General features: G+C 50.1%; 17 protein-coding genes and 1 tRNA gene. 8 read left to right on the forward strand and 10 right to left on the reverse strand.

The window, feature by feature from the left end; all coding sequences use genetic code 11:
• The first annotated feature begins 247 nt into the window (after positions 1-247).
• Positions 248-622: a VOC family protein gene (locus ACO0LL_RS26865; RefSeq protein ID WP_422953886.1), complete on the forward strand. Its 375-nt coding sequence runs from the start codon at positions 248-250 to the stop codon at positions 620-622.
• 183 nt (positions 623-805) lie between these two features.
• On the opposite strand, the gene ACO0LL_RS26870 is transcribed toward ACO0LL_RS26865, so the two are convergent.
• Positions 806-880, reverse strand: a tRNA-Arg gene (locus ACO0LL_RS26870).
• A 176-nt stretch (positions 881-1,056) separates the two neighbouring features.
• Here ACO0LL_RS26870 and ACO0LL_RS26875 point away from each other — a divergent pair.
• Both ACO0LL_RS26875 and ACO0LL_RS26880 read left to right on the forward strand, forming a co-directional pair.
• Positions 1,057-2,967: an ATP-binding cassette domain-containing protein gene (locus tag ACO0LL_RS26875; RefSeq protein WP_422953887.1), complete on the forward strand. Its 1,911-nt coding sequence runs from the start codon at positions 1,057-1,059 to the stop codon at positions 2,965-2,967.
• A gap of 208 nt (positions 2,968-3,175) precedes the next feature.
• Complete coding sequence (locus tag ACO0LL_RS26880; protein ID WP_422953888.1) at positions 3,176-3,940, forward strand: SDR family oxidoreductase; 765 nt, start codon at positions 3,176-3,178, stop codon at positions 3,938-3,940.
• 2 nt (positions 3,941-3,942) lie between these two features.
• Here ACO0LL_RS26880 and ACO0LL_RS26885 read toward each other — a convergent pair whose 3' ends face one another.
• Positions 3,943-4,494 (reverse strand): hypothetical protein, encoded by a 552-nt coding sequence (locus ACO0LL_RS26885; protein ID WP_422953889.1) that lies wholly within the window; start codon positions 4,492-4,494, stop codon positions 3,943-3,945.
• 90 nt (positions 4,495-4,584) lie between these two features.
• Complete coding sequence (locus tag ACO0LL_RS26890) at positions 4,585-5,292, reverse strand: SDR family oxidoreductase (protein ID WP_422953890.1); 708 nt, start codon at positions 5,290-5,292, stop codon at positions 4,585-4,587.
• 430 nt (positions 5,293-5,722) lie between these two features.
• Here ACO0LL_RS26890 and ACO0LL_RS26895 point away from each other — a divergent pair, with 430 nt between their 5' ends.
• Positions 5,723-6,403, forward strand: a complete 681-nt coding sequence (locus ACO0LL_RS26895; RefSeq protein WP_422953891.1) for a hypothetical protein — start codon at positions 5,723-5,725, stop codon at positions 6,401-6,403.
• A gap of 45 nt (positions 6,404-6,448) precedes the next feature.
• On the opposite strand, the gene ACO0LL_RS26900 is transcribed toward ACO0LL_RS26895, so the two are convergent.
• From ACO0LL_RS26900 to ACO0LL_RS26930, 7 genes are all read right to left on the reverse strand, one after another.
• Positions 6,449-6,985, reverse strand: coding sequence for a cysteine hydrolase family protein (locus tag ACO0LL_RS26900; protein ID WP_422953892.1), 537 nt, complete (start codon positions 6,983-6,985; stop codon positions 6,449-6,451).
• A 75-nt stretch (positions 6,986-7,060) separates the two neighbouring features.
• On the reverse strand, positions 7,061-8,593 hold the full coding sequence (locus ACO0LL_RS26905) for a hypothetical protein (RefSeq protein ID WP_422953893.1): 1,533 nt from the start codon (positions 8,591-8,593) through the stop codon (positions 7,061-7,063).
• Positions 8,594-8,626: 33 nt separating this feature from the next.
• The gene (locus ACO0LL_RS26910; protein ID WP_422953894.1) at positions 8,627-9,880 is read right to left on the reverse strand and encodes an ATP-grasp domain-containing protein; all 1,254 of its coding nucleotides are present in this window, start codon (positions 9,878-9,880) and stop codon (positions 8,627-8,629) included.
• A gap of 4 nt (positions 9,881-9,884) precedes the next feature.
• The gene (locus ACO0LL_RS26915; RefSeq protein WP_422953895.1) at positions 9,885-11,348 is read right to left on the reverse strand and encodes a pyridoxal phosphate-dependent decarboxylase family protein; all 1,464 of its coding nucleotides are present in this window, start codon (positions 11,346-11,348) and stop codon (positions 9,885-9,887) included.
• 209 nt (positions 11,349-11,557) lie between these two features.
• Positions 11,558-12,493: a hypothetical protein gene (locus tag ACO0LL_RS26920; protein WP_422953896.1), complete on the reverse strand. Its 936-nt coding sequence runs from the start codon at positions 12,491-12,493 to the stop codon at positions 11,558-11,560.
• 11 nt (positions 12,494-12,504) lie between these two features.
• Entirely contained in the window at positions 12,505-12,891 is a 387-nt protein-coding gene (locus ACO0LL_RS26925) for a flagellar protein FlaG (RefSeq protein ID WP_422953897.1), read from the reverse strand.
• Positions 12,892-13,139: 248 nt separating this feature from the next.
• Positions 13,140-14,006, reverse strand: coding sequence for a LysR family transcriptional regulator (locus ACO0LL_RS26930; RefSeq protein ID WP_422953898.1), 867 nt, complete (start codon positions 14,004-14,006; stop codon positions 13,140-13,142).
• Positions 14,007-14,135: 129 nt separating this feature from the next.
• On the opposite strand from ACO0LL_RS26930, the gene ACO0LL_RS26935 reads away from it, so the two are divergent.
• From ACO0LL_RS26935 to ACO0LL_RS26950, 4 genes are all read left to right on the forward strand, one after another.
• The gene (locus tag ACO0LL_RS26935) at positions 14,136-15,128 is read left to right on the forward strand and encodes a quinone oxidoreductase family protein (protein WP_422953899.1); all 993 of its coding nucleotides are present in this window, start codon (positions 14,136-14,138) and stop codon (positions 15,126-15,128) included.
• Position 15,129: 1 nt separating this feature from the next.
• The gene (locus tag ACO0LL_RS26940) at positions 15,130-15,696 is read left to right on the forward strand and encodes a lipocalin-like domain-containing protein (RefSeq protein ID WP_422953900.1); all 567 of its coding nucleotides are present in this window, start codon (positions 15,130-15,132) and stop codon (positions 15,694-15,696) included.
• Positions 15,697-15,847: 151 nt separating this feature from the next.
• Positions 15,848-16,930 carry a YjgN family protein gene (locus tag ACO0LL_RS26945; protein WP_422953901.1) on the forward strand — a complete coding sequence of 361 codons (1,083 nt, stop codon included), beginning with the start codon at positions 15,848-15,850 and terminating at the stop codon, positions 16,928-16,930.
• Complete coding sequence (locus ACO0LL_RS26950) at positions 16,927-17,934, forward strand: M48 family metallopeptidase (RefSeq protein WP_422953902.1); 1,008 nt, start codon at positions 16,927-16,929, stop codon at positions 17,932-17,934. Before ACO0LL_RS26945 ends, ACO0LL_RS26950 begins: the two co-directional genes overlap by 4 nt.
• Positions 17,935-18,036 lie beyond the last annotated feature (102 nt).

The following is an 18,036-nucleotide window of genomic DNA, read 5'->3' on the forward strand; positions in this document are numbered from 1 at the left end:
ATAATGGGGCTCTATCAGTTTGCATAGCATAGCCCATGGCACGACCTGATTCATCTCTGATAGAAACACTGCTCGCTTCGTCGTCTTGGCATAGCGTTCAAAGCCACCTTCGGCAAATGTTGTCTGTTTCATGGCATTCGGGATTCAATGAGGATAGGCTTATATTAACGTTTCTAAATCAATACTCGGGTACTTAATCAGAGATTCCCTAATTGCTTTTGTACAAGCAATCATCCCAGGATAAGCCATGTTTGATCACGTCAAATTCGGAGTCAGTGACTTCACTGCGAGCAAAACCTTCTTCCTTAAGGCATTGGAACCCTTAGGCGTAAAAGTAATAGCCGAGGGGATGCCAAGCTACGGAGTCGAACTTTGTGCCATTGATGAAGTGTCATTGTGCCTTTATCAAACCGATGAAAAACCTGCCCATCTTCACCTGGCCTTTAAGGCAGACAGCAGGCAACAGGTCGAAGATTTTTATCGTGCAGCACTTGAGGCCGGCGGCAAAGACAATGGTCCTCCCGGTCTGCGCTCACAATATCAGGGTAGATATTATGCGGCTTTTGTGATTGGTCCTGATGGTCACAACATTGAAGCGGTTTACCACGAGCCTGAGGCTTAAGCTTCCCATGTCACCCAGTATTTTTACCAGTTTTAGCCACTGATAGCCATTATAGTAAAAAAACATTAACGAAAATATACAATTTTAGGGAGCTTCTGGAATTTTTCAAATAGCCAAGAAGGCCTGGAAAGCCTGACAGTACTTAGCTTTACGATGATTTGCGAGAATTCGCAATTAGGTGACTGGTCCCGCCGACAGGAATCGAACCTGTATCTTACGCTTAGGAGGCATACGTTCTATCCATTGAACTACGGCGAGACACGGTGAGAAATGCCCGGATTTGCTTGTGCATTCCTCAATCAGCCCGCCATCTTACCTGAGCTTGGGCCAACAATCAATTCAGCAGATGAGTTTAGCTGCCTAGCTAGCGTACAATACTGCTTTTCTCCAATTTATGTCCGCGCATCTCCATGATGCCGGTTCCACAGGGTTTTATGGCAGTTATCTCATTAAGCGATGCCCAATTGGCATTCGGTCACGTTGCTCTGCTCGATCATGCAGAGTTTTCCATAGAAGCAGGCGAGCGCGTAGGCCTGATCGGGCGCAATGGTACAGGCAAGTCTTCTTTGCTGAAGATCATTGCACGCACATCCAAGATTGATGACGGCTTGCTGGTCATGCAGCAAGGTATACAAATCGCCTATGTTGAGCAGGAACCTCAATTTGACATGGAACTCAGCGTATTCGACGCTGTGGCATCCGGTCTGGGTGAGCTGCCTGCCCTGTTGCAGGAATATGAAGCACTGACTTGCCAGTTTGGCGGTGACAATGATGATGCCCTGATGGAGCGCATGCATGACATACAGGTAAAACTGGATGCGGCTGATGCCTGGAGCCTGGGTAACAAGGTAGAAACCACGCTGGACAAGTTGAACCTGTCAAAAGATGCGATCATGGGCACTTTATCGGGCGGTATGAAAAAGCGCGTGGCTCTGGCTTGTGCCTTGGTCAGTGCACCTGATGTCTTGCTGCTGGATGAACCAACCAATCACCTGGATTTTTCATCGATACAATGGCTGGAAGCTCTGCTGAAAGACTTTAAAGGCAGCGTGCTGTTCATCACCCATGACCGTAGTTTTCTGGATAATGTAGCGACCCGCATCTTAGAACTGGATCGTGGCAAACTGACTTCTTTCCCAGGCAATTTTACGACTTACCAGACCCGCAAAGCAGATCTGCTGGAAAATGAAGAAGTAGAAAACGCCAAGTTCGACAAGTTTTTGGCGCAGGAAGAAATCTGGATACGCAAAGGCGTCAAGGCCCGCCGCGTACGTGACGAAGGCCGCGTCAAGCGTCTGGAGCAATTGCGCCTGCAACGCAGCGCCCGCCGTGACCAGCAAGGCCAGGTCAAACTGGATGTAGGCTCTAGCGAACGCTCAGGCAAGATCGTGGCAGAGCTGGAAAACGTCAGCAAACGCTTTGGCGAGAAAGTCATCATTGATGATTTCTCCAGCATTATTTTGCGTGGCGACAAGGTTGGCCTGATAGGCCAGAATGGTGCCGGTAAAACTACCCTGCTGAAACTGATTTTGGGCCAGGATCAACCAGACAGCGGCACCATCAAGCAAGGCAGCAAATTGCAGATCGCTTACTTTGACCAGATGCGCGCGCAACTGGATGAAGAAGCCAGCCTGGCGGACACGATAGCCCCGGGTAGTGACTGGGTAGAAGTCAATGGCCAGCGCAAGCATGTGATGTCTTATTTGGGTGACTTCTTGTTTGCGCCAGAACGCGCACGCTCACCCGTTAAATCATTGTCAGGTGGTGAACGCAACCGCCTGTTGCTGGCCCGTTTGTTCGCCAAACCAGCCAACGCACTGGTGCTGGATGAACCGACCAATGATCTGGATATCGACACGCTGGAGTTGCTTGAAGAATTGCTGGAAGAATATACTGGCACAGTTTTCCTGGTCAGCCATGACCGCACCTTCCTCGACAATGTGGTGACACAGGTCATTGTTGCTGAAGGCGAAGGCCAGTGGCGTGAATTTATTGGTGGCTACACCGACTGGGAACGCTATCGCAGCACAGTGCCGGTCACCAAAGCAGCGAAGACTGAGCAAAAACCAAGCGTGGCAGCAGTATCGACCATGAGTGCACCGGCAGCAGCCAAGCCGAAAAAGCTCAGCTACAAAGAGCAGCGTGAACTGGAAGAATTGCCCAAGCTGATCGCTTCTCTGGAAGCTGAGCAAGCATCCATCACCGAAAAACTGGCCGATGCCAATCTGTATAAAAACGGCCCGGAGCAAGCCAATCTCTTAAATGCCCGTCATGCTGAAATTGACGAGCAATTGCTCGAAGCACTGGAAAAATGGGAAGTGATAGAAGCACGTAGTAAAGGCTGATTCTCCATAGCACAGAGCATCCCTTGCAATCGCAAGGGATGCATTCAACAGGGCGCGCCATGCGCACCACCTCTCCCTCAAACTCATTCAAACTCTTTCAAAGCCCACTCCATCAGCGAAGATTCTTCATCCCGGTTACCATAGTTGGATGATTTATTTTATGCGTTCTTGATGCATGATTTCATGCATACTATAAGAAGGAGTAGTCATGACAAAAGTCGCAAAACTCGCAAAAATAGCATTGGTCACAGGTGGTAGTCGCGGCATAGGTGCCGCTACTGCACAGCAACTAGCCGCTGCTGGTTATGCCGTCTGCATCAACTACCTGCACAACCATGAAGCTGCACAGCAAGTCGTGCAAGAGATAGAGGCGCAAGGCGGTACGGCAATTGCCCTGCAAGCTGATGTTGCCAATGAAACAGAGGTCGTACGCCTGTTCAATGAAATAGATGCGCGGCTCGGCAAGCTCGATGCGCTGGTCAATAATGCCGGCATACTCATGCAGCAATGCCGCCTGGAAGACTTGACGGCAGAGCGCATCAACCGCCTGCTCAGCACCAATGTCACCAGTTATTTTCTATGCTGCCGCGAAGCGGTGAAACGCATGTCAACCAGGCATGGTGGCAAAGGCGGCGCCATCGTCAATGTCTCTTCAGCCGCCGCACGTCTTGGTTCCGCTTTTGAATACATTGATTATGCGGCGACCAAGGGGGCGATTGATACCCTGACCAAGGGTTTGTCGGTGGAAGTGGCGGCTGAAGGCATACGTGTCAACAGCGTACGGCCTGGTTTGATACACACCACCATGCACGCCGATGGAGGCGAGGCGAACCGGGTAGAAAGACTGAAAACCAATGTCCCCATGCTGCGCGGCGGTGCACCGGAAGAAGTGGCATCTGCCATCAGTTTTTTGTTGAGTGATGCAGCTTCTTATATCACTGGCAGTTTCGTTGATGTGTCTGGCGGGCGGTAATGTTATTGCGATGCGTTTCGTGCTGATGTTATTGAAGCCAGCGCCTCGTCCCAAGCCAAGAGCTGCGCAGATGGTTCTTTAAAACGCAAGCCCAGCAATTCAAATGGGTTTACTGTTAAGCGCCCGCGCTTGAATTTCATTTTGACCAGTAGCTCAGCATGTGGCTCAACATGTAGCGCATCACCTGCGTAGAATGCATGTGAAAAATATGCGCATTTTTCATTTGCATGCATGATGCACGTCTCTACCCGTACCCGCTGGAAAATATGCATGGGTTTCATGAAACTGGCCAGTTGCGATACATTGACAAAAGCCGTTCCGCTACTCAGCATGGGGCGCAACAAAGCGGTTTTGATGACAAAGTCCAGTTGTGCTGATTCTGCGAGCTGGAAATATTTGTCACTCTTCAACGTCCTGATGCCAGTATCCCATGGTGTGATCCAGAAATACGAACTCACACGGTCACCTGCAGTAGCAGTTGCACGGCGGCGGACTATGCCGTAAGCAAACAGGGCCAGTATGACCGTCAGGAAATTACGGATAAGTCCAGACATGGGCACGTCCTTTTACCGGATTGGGAATTTTGCATCATAACCCGGCAAAGGCTTTCATTGCACTGCTGCGCTGTTTCACATCGCTGAATTTTACTGACCGCCCTCACGCAGATAGGGGGCAGAGTCCAGCGACAGAGCTCGCTTGACCTGGCGCGTAATCTCATCGGCAAACACTTCTTCCCTGCCCTGCGCTATTGCCTCCACGACCTGTAATGCAACTTGCTGTGGAGTAGATTTTGGCATCGCTACATGTTGCGTCATATCGGTATCGATGAAGGCGGCATGTACGCCAACGACCAGCGTACCCTGCGCCCGTAATTCATTGCGCAAACCATTGGTCAATGACCAGGCTGCAGCCTTGGATGCGCTGTAACCATTGATGCCAGCGAGGTTAATCCAGCTCAGGACCGAGAGCATATTGACCAGTGCACCGCCACCATTGGCTTTCAGCACAGGGGCAAAAGCCTGGCTCATTGCCAGCATGCCAAAGAAATTGGTATCAAACTGTGTACGTATGACAGCCACGCTGTCGCTCGCAAGAAATGGTGATGGCTGGGCAATGCCTGCATTGTTGATGAGCAGGTTCACATCACCACAAGCCTGGGCTGCTGCCAGCACCTGCTGCTGATCGGTGACATCCAGTTGTATCGGATGGAGACCGGGCAAAGTAATTTGCGCAGGGTTCCTGGCCGCCGCATAGACCTTTTTGACGCCCGCATCCAGCAAGGCCTTGGCAAATGCCAGACCTAAACCGCGGTTAGCACCTGTAACGAAGGCGACAGTATTCTTGAGTTCCATGATTAATCCTTTTGATGAATGAGTTTGACAGCTAAGTTTGATAAATAAGTTTGACCACTAAGTTTGATAAATAAGTTTGACCACTAAGTTTGAAAACTAAGTTTGAAAACTAAGTTTGAAAACTAAGTTTGAAAACTAAGTTGGTAACCAAGCTTGATAAATCAGTTTGATTGGATAGCGTTGCAGGCGAGATCGTTAAAAGCTTGCTTTTCCCCTGTTTGAAATCAATCAAGTCAATTAGATTATGATCGTCATATTTTTAGATGTCAATCATCATTTAAATAAATTTCAAATGCTCTTTGTAAAAACTGATCAAAGAATGTTACGTAATTTACAAAAATCAGCGGTCTCCCTGCCTTTACAGCCCACCACTGTGCCGGGCAGGATGCTAAAGTAATGAATCTTTATCTCTCTGCATTGGTTAATCAGCATGCGCCCCGCTCTTTTTATTTCACTCGCTATCACCCTGTCACTGCAAGCCGTGCTCATCGCTGGCAGTAGCTTGCCTGGCCAGGCCCAGGCGCAAAACCTGTATCGCTGTGGCAGCACGTATCAGGACAAACCTTGTGATGGCGGGCAAGGCCAAATGATCAAGAAAAACCCCAGCCCTTCTACCTCGGACAAACTGCCCCTCGATGCCAATTGCGTGCGCCGTGGCGAAGAAGCGAAGAAAATGATCTGGTACAAGGAAGGTGGCGCATTGCAGGACAGAATGCTGTCTGAAGCCAAGACAGCCGAGCAGCGCAGAATCGTTGCCGATGTTTATGCCATGAAGGGCAATGCCAATGACGTACGCATGAAAATCGAAACTGATTGCATGGCTGAAAAAGAAGCCGAGCGCAAATTTGGTCCGCGCGCGAATGAAGATGAGGCCAGCCGCCATCAGGCTGCTGAACGCAAGGCAGTGACTGGTGAAAACTCAAAAGACAGCAGCAAGCCAGATCCTGCCGAAGCAGCCCGCAAGCAAAAGCAGTGCGATGAACTACGCAAGCAAATCAATGCCTTGCGTAATGCTCAAAAAGCAGGTGGAACGGCACAGGACATGGAAACACAGGCCAACAACAAGCGCGACACTGACACCAGTTTGAAAGAGCTGGGCTGTGCAAAGTAGTATGCGTGCCTGGCCTTGAGCGTGCCTAAGCGAGCTTAAGCGAGCTTAATAGTGCTGACCAAACACTTCAGCCGTAGTACGCACCATGATGCGGCTATTGGCTGGAGTCGCAATATTCGACCAGACCCAGTTGTGATGCTCGACTATTTTTTCGGCTTTCATGTGAGGTCTGTCACCAGTCGTATGTGCATCAGACAGGGCAATCACATCAAAACCATGCGATGCGGCAGCACGGATTGTCGTATCGACACAAAACTCTGTCGTCAAACCACAAACAATCAGCGTTTGTGCACCGGTGACTTTTAAATGTGTATCCAGTCCGGTACCAGCAAATGAATCGCAGGCAGTTTTATCGACGAAAACATCGCCAGGTGCAAATGGCAGTTCGGGTATGACTTCCCACCCTGCAGAACCAGCCAGCGCTTCGTCATTGGCATGACGCACAAAAATCACCTGACCACCATGCTCACGGGTATGCTCTACTGCGCGCTGTATGCGCTTGATGACGTTTACCTTGTCAAAACGCCGGGTTTGACCATGTAACCAGGCATTTTGCATATCGATAATCAGTAAGGTATTCATTGTAGCAAAGCCTAAAAGCACTATATGGCATAAAGCAATATGATACTGCGGATATGGTAACCCGGTGCAGCAACGCTAGGCCTGTTCAAGCTGTGCTGCCAATTGTGCCGTAGTATCCAGGACCAGCAATGCATCTTCGACAACTTTCTGCGCACTATCACCCTCTCCGGCAATTGCACTGACTATCAGCCGTGCACTGAGACAGACGCGGAGTGCACTAACGGGCGTTTGCTGGCGAACGCCGCACAGCACTGGTTGCCCTAACTGCATATGTTTTTCTTTTTGCAAGCGCCTGTATACCAGCATGGTTTGCTCACGATTAAGAAAATGCTGGCCGCTGGCATCCTTGATTAAAAAAGAGAAAATGCTCGGTAACTGGTCCCAGGACACATTTTCATGCAAAGCACCGCGTTCAGGAATGACCATGGGTAGCAAAGCCAGATGAGCGCTATGTTTAAAATAAGACTGGATGGCATGTCCAAATTGCAGGACAAAACGATGGATGGCAGTTTCCGGCAGTTGCCGGAACGCACGTAATTCAGCGAGCGCCGCCACCCAGCGCAGTAGCAAACCTGTATTGACTTGCCTGCCCAGCTTGTCTGCCCCTGGCCAGTCACGCGGCCAGTCGGCACGACTGGAATATGCTTGCAAAGCCAGCGGCAAACTCAATGATTTGAGCTTTTTTGCTACTGGAGCAGGAACAAACAATGCACCAGAAAAGCTGGGGCCGCTTAAAAATTTGGAGCCAGTGACTGCGACCAGAAAGCCTTGCTGCAAATAGGCATGCAGACTGATATTGGAAATGCGGAACTGGCAAGCATCTACCATGACATGAAAATTTTGGCGATATTGCTCGCTTAAACCTGTGGCGACATTGATAGCAGGTGCAATCATGCCAGTCTTGCTGACATCTGCCAGCACCAGCATGACCTGCCTGTGCTGCGCAATTGCCACCTCAGTCAATGCTCTCACCTCTGCATCAACCTCTTGCAAATTGCGCGCACTGCCGTCGCTATCTCTGATGCTTACCGTGCGCAATTCTGTGGGTATGGTGTCAGGGATGTTTTCGCCTGCAGTGACTGTGACATCAAGAGCAGAACGGTTGCTGAAATGCTGCCCGCTTAAAGCGGCTGGTACCGAGCTGCCTGTTTCACCTGGCTCGACCATGATCACCAGCATGGGCAAGGCAGACTGACTGGCTTGTGATGACAAGGCCAGCATTTGCGCGGCAATCAAATGCAGGTCGGTACCTGAGGCGGCGAAGACGATATCAGTCGCTGCCAGGTCGGCAGATTTACCTTCCCCTGTTAACCCACATAATTGCTTTAACTCTTGCCTGACAAGTTCAAGCTCATGTTCTGCTAACGAATTAAATTCTGCATCAGCATTGACGGCTGCCAGTTTTTGATAAACAGCGTTGGCAGCAGAACGTGCCATATCAGAGATCGTTGATGCAGTCGCAGAACCAAAGGCCAGTGACAAGCTGTCTGGCACTATGCCGCACCCGTATTTATTATAGCCATCATCATCCAGGGCGATACGCGCATCGCCACCACCTGTCAAAAGCTGATCGAACGATGGGAATGCGGTATGAGTTTTATTTGACATGGTTAGGCATGGACTTGCGCAATCCGGTACAGGCTAGCCTTGATAGGCTGGCGACATTCTGGCTGTCTTGATCAGCAAATCCCTGAATGCGGCAAATAATTTTTGCATGGGCTCCTGCTTATAGGGGAACATATCGACAGGGTCCATTGCATGCACAATCATGTCGCTATCGACTTCAAAAATCAGTAGCTTGCCATCCTGGGTTTCACCACAGTCTATGCCTACATAATCAAGGTCCAGGCGTTTGAATATTTCTGCAAATGCTGTTGCATGCCGGGGCACAAAATCTTCATCAAAGCTTTGCATGAAGCGTGCTTCTTCATCCCGTTTTTCTGCGCTGTCTGTCATGCCGGCGTTCAGGTAATGGATCATCCAGTGTTTGGAAATACCCATGTGCGAGATAAAGGGCTTACCATCGATGAGGATAATGCGGTATTTCCTGAACTGGCCATCTGCAAGAGTGCGGTAATCAACAAAGCGGGCGATATAAAATTCTTCACTTGGTACGGCTTGCAGGTAATCTGGCACATCCTCAGCCGACAATACTTTGCGCAAGCCATGGCCCGCATGTGAACCCAGAGGGCGGGCGATGATGGGAAAATCATCGCCACCCAAAATACTGCTGACAGTCACTTCGCCACTGCCTATCTGCTCCAGCGTTTGACGGCTGATACGGGCGGATGTAGGCATGGCGACGCCCGGTGCATCTTGCAGCAAGGCGCAGGCGCGGTCACGGCCCAGGTGGGTGATACGCTCAGGCGCGTTCAATACCGGTGTGGGCCAGGTCTGGATAATCTCTTGCAGCTCAAGCAGCAAGCTGTTCTTGTCATCGGCCTCACCCACGGCAACAAACATGACGTCATGTGGTGGCACTTGCTCGACTGCGGGTATACCTGCTCCTACATATAACAAATCAAGTGCAATATCGGAATCTTCGACCAAAAATTCAAGCGGGGTATTAGCCATCAGGTCGCCGTCTGTCATGAGCGCCAGCAAGCGCAAGACTGGCTCGCGGGTCGAGGGGACAGAATAAAGTGGCTGCAGGCGCAATGCCTCCATCTGAGTGGACAAGGCCGCGTCACGATGCCCCAGCAAGATCAATACCGTTGCCAGGTTCATGAGTGCATGCGCATCATGCGGATGTTCTTCTGCATAGGCGATCAACTCTGTCCCCAGTGGCTTTAAATCACCACCAGAAAATGCAATGCGCATCAGGGGAGCAAGGCCTATCAATTTACTTTGCGGCGGCTTGTTTTCTGCAACAAGGGATTCGTCGATATTGGTCATATTCTCAATCACCTGAATTATGAATTTGCTCGCCTATGGCGAGAGTTGCATTGAGCAAGGCGTCTATATCGGCAGAGGTAGTTCTGTGATTGACGATTGCCGCGCGTATGGCAAGCCGCTTGTTAATGATGGTGGTCGATGGTGCGGAGATACCTGACTCTTGCAAAGCCATGACGATGCTGGCATTAAGCGCATCTCCCGCCTCATCATTGAGTCCATCAACACGATAGCGAAAACAGACGATATTCAAGGCAACCGGTGCCATCAATTCAAATCTGGAATTTGCCAGGATACAGTCTTTAAGATACTGCCCCAGCTCGCAGGTGTGGGCAATCATCTGGCCCAGGCGCTCCGCACCATATACCTGCAAAGTGAACCAGGTTTTAAGCGCCCTGAAGCCACGTGACAAATCAGGGCCAAAATCACAGGGCCAGGGTGAGCCACCTGCCAGTCCTTTGCTCTCACGCCGCAAATAACTGGCTGGCGTGGCAAAGGTCGCATAATGAGCATCGCTGTCACGCACCAGAATAAAACCCGCGTCATAAGGTACTTGCAACCACTTATGAAAATCAAAGGCAATAGAATCAGCTCGTTCTATGCCAACCAGGCGTGCAGCAATGACGGGAGATAGCATACCCAGAGCACCAAATGCACCGTCTATGTGGAACCATAATTTTTCAGTGCTGGCTACATCTGCCAGGGCCTGTAAATCATCAATCGCGCCAACATCCACTGAACCGGCAGTACCTATGAGCATGAATGGCGTCAATCCCGCGGCGCGGTCTGCCGCGATTGCTGCCTGCAATGCGCCGACATCCATCTCAAAGCCGGCATTCATGGGGATGACGCGCAAGGCGTTTCTCCCCAACCCTGCCATGTCCATGGCCTGTGCGACGCAACCGTGCGCCCCTGCTGAGGTATAAGCCACCAGCCGCTCAGGAAAAGCCGTGAGCCCTTGATACCTTACCTCTGCCCCAAGAGTGCGCGCCCGTGCTACCAGTACGGCAATGAAGTTAGCCATCGACGTGCCAGTAACAAACAGACCGCTGGCAGTATCTGGAAAATGAAATAGCTCGCTGACCCAGCGCGTTATCTGACGCTCGACTTCTATCGGTATATGATCACGCCCGCCGAGATTGGCATTCAGACCCGCTGCCAGCATCTCCGCTAAAGTACCAACAGGATTGCCACCACCCTGCACCCACCCCATAAATCCAGGATGGCTATTGCCTACCGAATACGGCAAGATATTTTCCATGAATTGTTGATGCACTTCACCGAGCTCAGCTGGCGCAGTTGGCAAACCCGACTGGAACTTTGCGCGCACTTCATCTGGTATCACTTGCCACACAGGGCGCTCGCGTATGTGCTCTGCGTAATCAAGGATATCGTCCAGCATGCGATGTCCCTGCGCACGCAGGGCCTGCCAGTCATCCGGGTCCAGTGAGTTCTTTGGCGGTACGGTCATTCAGATATCCATCCGTGAATAATTGCAGCATAAAGACAAGAAGCGCCTAAGCTTATTCACATTATGGATGAGCAGGTGGAAAATGAAGTGTCGAATAAAGCAAATTTTGCTGCTTTATTGATGCAAACGAATAGTTCAATAGCAATAAGTGACCTAAAGGCAACGCTTTATCTACCCTCTGCTTATGTCCAGCGCTTAGGGGAGTATTATCAATTACGGAGGTATTCAGCAAATAACTGTTTCCTAGAGCGGGCTCGTGGGCTGGACCAGTAATCTGCCACTTCCATGATAATTTCATCGCCAGAACGGATGCTCAATCGATAAGGCTTGCCCATCATCACGCTATGCACATACATGGCAAAAGCCTCGGCAAAATCATCATAGGCATTGGTTGCGGCATACAGACTGGAAAAACCGGTTTTTTCCAGCGCCTTGTAGATGCTAGGGATTAAATCGCCATCAACCTGCTGATCGCTATAGAAGTGCAAGTTCTTGCGGTGTTCAAAATCATGTCTGAGCAAGGGAATGATGTCGCCATTCATGGCGATTTGCCAGGACAGACTCAAGAAACTATATTCTTCAGTCGATCTGAATTTTTGCGAACCTATCCACCAGTCGGGCAAAAATTCGCTATTGGCCGTCAGCACATGACCAAATTCATGCAAGAGCAAAAACTGCATGGCATTCTTGCGGTTATCGTTTTCCGCAGCTTCAATTTGCAGATGGACTTGAAAAGCTGAGCCTGGCAAAAACGGCGTATTTTCTTTCCAGCTCGCCCAGTCATTGGCAGTGCGGCCCAAAAAAGCATCGGCATCCATCAGTGTCACCAGACCGAGTATCTGGCCATCGGGGCTTGTGACAACGTCGGTCACCGCAGATGAACCAAGGCCACGCCCAAGACAGACACCTAGCAGGGGTTTATCCAAAAGCTGCAACACAACAGGTGGCATATCCGCAATCGCTGCCCGGATATCATTTAAAAAATCGGGATTCAATTCAACTTGCGCAGGCAATTGGTCAGCAGAAGTGCAATTATTCACTTTTGCAACATAGGCCAATAATTCTTCGGGTGCTTTACCTATCCTGTCGGGGAGGGGAAGATTTGCTTGCTTTAACCAGTATTCAACATCAGAGCTGACAATCACTCTTTATCCATTCATGCATGGTCGTTCAACAAAACACCTTTTTTACCTTCCAGATCACGGGCTATCGCCAGCACTTCTCTGGAGGGTATTTGTCGCAATACGACCTTGGTCTCATTATCAACAATCTGCACCACCACTTTGCCAGAATCATTATCCAGATTGAGATTAACGCTTTTATTCAAACCGATGGCACGGTTGATCTGATCAACAGAGTTCTTGAGTTCTTTGGCAGAAATGTCACTTTGGGGCTGGCTGTCTTTGCTGACGGCAACTTTACTGGCCTCAACAACTACCGGCGCAGATGCCGCTTTAGCAACAACTGGTGCAGCCTTGACATCTTGCCGGGTATCAACACTGACACTGCCAGTGGCCCCACCTGCTATTTGATTGATGCTCATTTTGCTCTCCAGCCCTAAATTAAACCACGTGACGGATTACCGCATATTGTGTATTACGGTCGTTTTTGTCAAAAGTTTAGGTTTATTCTTGAAAGCAGCTTAATTTAATAGGTGCTTAGTGTGAACAGATATGTGAGCAGACATGTGAGCAGATGTAAGCAAGCGTTTGGCCTACCCCATAGAATTATATTAAATATAACATTATAAAAAGTCAATGTTTTATTTTCATCAAACCGGACCGACGTTGTTCATAACAATAAGTCATTCATTTCTGCACTGGAAAACAAGTCGATCAATCCGTCAGCCACTGCCCTTACCCTGGGTGAACGGCGTACATCATCATGCATGACCAGCCAAAGTTTTCTGCGCAGAGGGCAAACCTGATGCTCTATACGGTGCAGTTCGCGGTGACTCTGGCGCAAATAATGCGGTAATACGGTTATGCCAAGACCTGCCGCCACGCATTGAGCCAGCACCATTTGGTCATTACTGCGCAGCATGACTTTGCGCTGCGCCAGATAATCTTCCAGCCATTGATGATGGGGCGTTGCAGAGTTTTTTTCATAGGCGACAAATTCCCAATCTTCTTCCTTGCGCTTTTTCAGATAGGTTTTGCTGGCGTACAGGCCATACCCTACGCTGGCCAAGGGCTTAATGACCAGACCCGCGGTTTGTGGGCGCGCCATTCGTAAAGCGATGTCTGCCTCGCGCTTGCCGAGACTGACCTGATGGCGCTCTGCCTGTAACTCCAGCTCCACGCCGGTCAAACTGGTGCAGAGTTTTTTAAGCTGGGGCGCGAGTACAAAAGTCGATAAACTAGGTGGTGCAGAAATACGCACTATACCTTCCATTTTTCTGGTACTGAGCGCCTTTCTCTCAAAATTGAACCAGCGTTCTTCCACTTCCCGTGCGTGGGTGACCAGGTCGCGTCCTTCTGTGGTCAGTTGCCACCCGCGCACCAGTCTGTCGAACAGACGCAGCTTTAATGCTGACTCAAGCGCATCAATACGCCGCGCAACCGTCGTATGTTCCACCTGCAGGCCACGCGCAGCCCCGGTCAGCGTACCGCAATCGACCAGTGCCAAAAAATAGCGTAAATCATCCCAATTCATCATGGTGCAATTATGCACAGTCCAGGCGAATTTTTCAGTAATTTTCTTTCGATCCGTCTTTGATTAAGCTGCACATCAGGCAGACAGACATAGGGTCTGAACAATAGGTGAGAAGAGAACAAGAGAGGAAATATGCAAGCCATACAATTTTTTTCACAAGGTGGGCCAGCAGTGCTAGAAGTGGGTGACCTGCCAAGACCCAATCCAAAAGAAGGGGAAGTCTTGGTACGCGTAGATTACGCCGGCATCAATTACGCCGATGTGTATCAGCGCAATGGACAAAACCCGGCTTCCCTGCCCTGCATACCGGGGGCAGAAGGTGCGGGCACCGTGGTCGAAGGCAATGCGGAACTAACACCCGGCACCAGAGTAGCCTGGCTGTCACAACCTGGCTCTTATGGCGAATACCTGGCGATTCCAGCATGGAAGCTGATCGCCTTGCCAGCAGAAGTCAGCATGCAGGAAGCCGCAGCAGCCATGCTGCAAGCCGTCACCGTGCAATATCTGACCGAGACCAGTTATCGCGTGCAATCTGGCGATACCGTGCTGGTGCATGCTGGCGCTGGCGGAGTTGGTTTATTGCTGACCCAGATACTGAAACATAAGGGTGCCATCGTTATCAGCACAGTATCAAGTAAACAGAAAGCAGAGCTGGCCAAAGCCGCTGGAGCAGATCACGTGATTTTGTATACGGAAACTGACTTTGTTGTGGCGACCAGAGAGCTGACTCAGCAAAAAGGTGTGCATGTGGTGTATGACTCAGTCGGCCTGACTACTTATCTGGGCAGCATGGCAGTCTTGCGCCCTTTGGGCAGCCTGGTCTTGTTTGGTCAGTCCAGCGGGAATGTGCCACCGATAGACCCCATGCACTTGTGCCGCCAGGGCTCACTGTTCTTCACGCGTCCCACCCTCGCCCATCATATTGCTGACGCCGAAGGCCTCAAGTACCGTAGCCAACGGGTTCTGGGCTGGTTGCGCGAAAGCGTATTGCGCTTGCGCATACATCAGGTTTATCCACTGGAACAAGCTGCCAGAGCCCATACAGATCTGGAATCACGCCAGACGACAGGCAAATTACTACTGGCAATCAGTGAGACAGCAAAAAATGAACAGCAAGGGAAATGACATGAAAACCGCAGTTAAGACCGCAGTTAAAACCTCAGTGAAAACCCCAATCAACAACGTCATCGCTGTGATTTGCCTGCTGGCCCTGAGTCTGCCAGCCAGCGCTTTCACCGAACAGGAAGTTGATAAGAATGAGCAAGCACAAAGATACCTGGCAGGTACCTGGACATTGTTGGCTGCACCAGAAATTCGCGCCGACGGCAGCCGTGGCGAAACCTTTGGGCCAAATCCGCAAGGCTTGCTCATCATTGATGGCACTGGTCGCTATTTACTACAAATCTACAAATCCGAACGCAGCAAATTTGCCGCAGGCGACAAACGCAAAGGTACGGAAGCAGAATACCGCGCTGCCGCCCTCGATACCAGTTCACATTATGGTCGCTGCTTCATTGATACCGAGAGAAATGTGCTGGTCTTCAGAATAGAACATGCATCCTTCTCTAACTGGGATGGCAGTGAGCAGGCCCGGCAGTTTGAGTTAAAGGCTGACGTACTTAGTTATCGCGTACCTGCCGGCGCTAGCGGCAATGGTACAACTGCTATCTCCACCTGGAAAAAACTGCATTAGCCAAGTTGATTTAACCATTTATTTTCCGCAACAGTTTATGGTAAAGCATCTGTGATGAGAGGCCGCAAGCGCTAATGCACTTGACTTAATATCAACTCCATGCGATTGTCCAAGCTCCAAAAAAATTAAAGTGCATGGGAAAAAGACAAGCATGGATAACTTTCAAAACAATGACTTTTCAGTAAGTCAGCAATCATCAAGTAGCACGCTGCAACTTGAGTTCAGGGGAAGTGGCAGCGAATATTTCCGTATCTGGATAGTTAATTTATTACTCACGATAGTCACGCTGGGTATTTACTCAGCCTGGGCCAAAGTACGTCGCAACCGCTACCTGTATTCCAGCACGCATCTGGGTGGCAGCAGTTTTGAATATCATGGTAATGCCATTGCCATACTCAAGGGTCGCATCGTCGCTTTCGTATTTGTCTTTGGGTATCAACTGGCATTCAGATTCTCTGTGCCCTTGGGCTTTGCCATGATGTTGATGATGGTTGCAGTCATGCCCTGGCTAGTCTGGAAAAGCTTGCAGTTTAAACTGTATAACTCCAGCTACCGTGGCATACGCTTTGGCTTCCGTGGTACTGCAGGGCAGGCATACAGCACCTTTTTGCTGTGGCCACTGCTGGCAGGCATCACTTTGTATTTACTGGCACCAGTCCTGCATCAACGCCTGAAAAGATTCCAGCACAACGAAAGCCGTTTCGGCAGTACACATTTTTCTTTCAATGCGGGCGTTGGCCAGTTTTACTGGGCCTATCTGGTTGGTATAGGCATCCTGCTGGCAGGCGTTATCGTCATTTGCATAGGTTTTGGCAGTACAGTAATGGCATTGTTTGCCGGCGGCCATGGGGACAAATTTGATGTTGCTGCAGCAGCCTCATTTGGCCTTTTCATCTTCGTCCTGTATATGTGGATGTTTGCAATTTACCCTATCTTCCTGACCTTGCTGCAAAACCTGATCTGGAACCATACCAAACTCGGTGATCATCAGTTCAAGAACAATCTGCAATGGGGTCGCATGACTTTTATTGCCATCACCAATATACTTGGTATTGTTTGTACTCTGGGCCTGTTTATCCCGTTTGCACAAATTCGCTCACTGCGTTACCGTGTTGAAAGCCTGCAACTGGAAGTCAATGGCAGTCTGGACGATTTCATCGCCGAAACACAAGAACAAGTCAATGCGACTGGCGAAGGCATGGCTGATTTACTGGATTTTGATTTATCTCTATGAACAAAGTTGCCGCCATCTATTTTGATGGCAAAACCTCGCGCCTGCACCAGGTTGAATTTTCGGTGCAGGGCGATATCGCCCAGGTATGCGAAGCCAGCAATACACTGCATGCATCCGTTATACGCAGTTGCCCGCTGTCAGAATTACGGGTATCTGAGCGCACCCGGCATGCCCCGCGCAAGGTCACCTTCAGCGATGGTGCCTACCTGGAAATCAATGATCATGCCAGCTTCAATGCCATACTTGACAGTACTGGCTACCAGGATTCTGCTGTGGTCCAATTGCAGCAGAGCTGGACAGGCACGCTGGCAGCTCTCGCCGCTGTCATCCTTACCCTGACCCTGGGTTATATCTATGGCTTGCCTGCAGCTGCCCGGGTAGTAGCGTTTTCCGTCCCGGTATCAGTAGAGCGCAAGCTGGGTGACGGGGTGCTGGAATTTTTTGACCAGCATATATTCCAGCCTTCAAAACTGCCTGCCGCCAAACAGGTTGAATTGCGTGAACGCTTCCAGCGCTTGCGCCCACCACATGAAGGCAGCCCCAAATATCAGCTGGTGTTTCGCAAAAGCAAGATAGGCCCAAATGCCTTTGCCCTTCCATCTGGCGACATCATCGTCACCGATGAAATCATTGCCCTGATGAAGGACGACGATGCTGTCATGGGTGTGCTGGCCCATGAGCTTGGGCATTTGCACGAGCGCCACATGACACGTCGCATCATACAAAGTTCTGCAGTAGGTGCCGTCGCCACCTTGCTGTTTGGTGACGTGTCAGCAGTGATTGCCAATATACCGACCCTGATGCTGGATATGAAATATTCGCGCGATGCTGAAACTGAAGCGGATGACTACGCCATGCAAATGATGGATGCCAATGGTATAGCCCGTGAACATTTGGCGGCAGCTTTTGAAAAGCTCGAAGCCCTTGCTCCTGGTGTATCACCTTACATCTCTAGCCACCCCTCTGGCAGCGAACGCGTCATGCGCATACGCGGCAATAATTGAGGACAGCAATTGAAATAAGCTCAAGACCGCGACTGACTTCAATCCTGTTTTTGGGATTTTCAAAAAGCGTCAACTCAAACTGAGCATAAATCAGCACCATGG

Origin of the sequence: Undibacterium sp. TC4M20W, assembly GCF_049340245.1 — a bacterium.
GTDB lineage: Bacteria > Pseudomonadota > Gammaproteobacteria > Burkholderiales > Burkholderiaceae_D > Undibacterium.

What these genes read in the sequence shown, in the direction of transcription:
- ACO0LL_RS26905 (WP_422953893.1), bottom strand. Translation starts at nt 8,593, where the DNA reads ATGTCAAATAAAACTCATACCGCATTCCCATCGTTCGATCAGCTTTTG.
- ACO0LL_RS26885 (WP_422953889.1), bottom strand. Translation starts at nt 4,494, where the DNA reads ATGTCTGGACTTATCCGTAATTTCCTGACGGTCATACTGGCCCTGTTT.
- ACO0LL_RS26945 (WP_422953901.1), top strand. Translation starts at nt 15,848, where the DNA reads ATGGATAACTTTCAAAACAATGACTTTTCAGTAAGTCAGCAATCATCA.
- ACO0LL_RS26910 (WP_422953894.1), bottom strand. Translation starts at nt 9,880, where the DNA reads ATGACCAATATCGACGAATCCCTTGTTGCAGAAAACAAGCCGCCGCAA.
- ACO0LL_RS26915 (WP_422953895.1), bottom strand. Translation starts at nt 11,348, where the DNA reads ATGACCGTACCGCCAAAGAACTCACTGGACCCGGATGACTGGCAGGCC.
- ACO0LL_RS26890 (WP_422953890.1), bottom strand. Translation starts at nt 5,292, where the DNA reads ATGGAACTCAAGAATACTGTCGCCTTCGTTACAGGTGCTAACCGCGGT.
- ACO0LL_RS26875 (WP_422953887.1), top strand. Translation starts at nt 1,057, where the DNA reads ATGGCAGTTATCTCATTAAGCGATGCCCAATTGGCATTCGGTCACGTT.
- ACO0LL_RS26880 (WP_422953888.1), top strand. Translation starts at nt 3,176, where the DNA reads ATGACAAAAGTCGCAAAACTCGCAAAAATAGCATTGGTCACAGGTGGT.
- ACO0LL_RS26900 (WP_422953892.1), bottom strand. Translation starts at nt 6,985, where the DNA reads ATGAATACCTTACTGATTATCGATATGCAAAATGCCTGGTTACATGGT.
- ACO0LL_RS26865 (WP_422953886.1), top strand. Translation starts at nt 248, where the DNA reads ATGTTTGATCACGTCAAATTCGGAGTCAGTGACTTCACTGCGAGCAAA.
- ACO0LL_RS26930 (WP_422953898.1), bottom strand. Translation starts at nt 14,006, where the DNA reads ATGATGAATTGGGATGATTTACGCTATTTTTTGGCACTGGTCGATTGC.
- ACO0LL_RS26895 (WP_422953891.1), top strand. Translation starts at nt 5,723, where the DNA reads ATGCGCCCCGCTCTTTTTATTTCACTCGCTATCACCCTGTCACTGCAA.
- ACO0LL_RS26950 (WP_422953902.1), top strand. Translation starts at nt 16,927, where the DNA reads ATGAACAAAGTTGCCGCCATCTATTTTGATGGCAAAACCTCGCGCCTG.
- ACO0LL_RS26935 (WP_422953899.1), top strand. Translation starts at nt 14,136, where the DNA reads ATGCAAGCCATACAATTTTTTTCACAAGGTGGGCCAGCAGTGCTAGAA.
- ACO0LL_RS26940 (WP_422953900.1), top strand. Translation starts at nt 15,130, where the DNA reads ATGAAAACCGCAGTTAAGACCGCAGTTAAAACCTCAGTGAAAACCCCA.
- ACO0LL_RS26925 (WP_422953897.1), bottom strand. Translation starts at nt 12,891, where the DNA reads ATGAGCATCAATCAAATAGCAGGTGGGGCCACTGGCAGTGTCAGTGTT.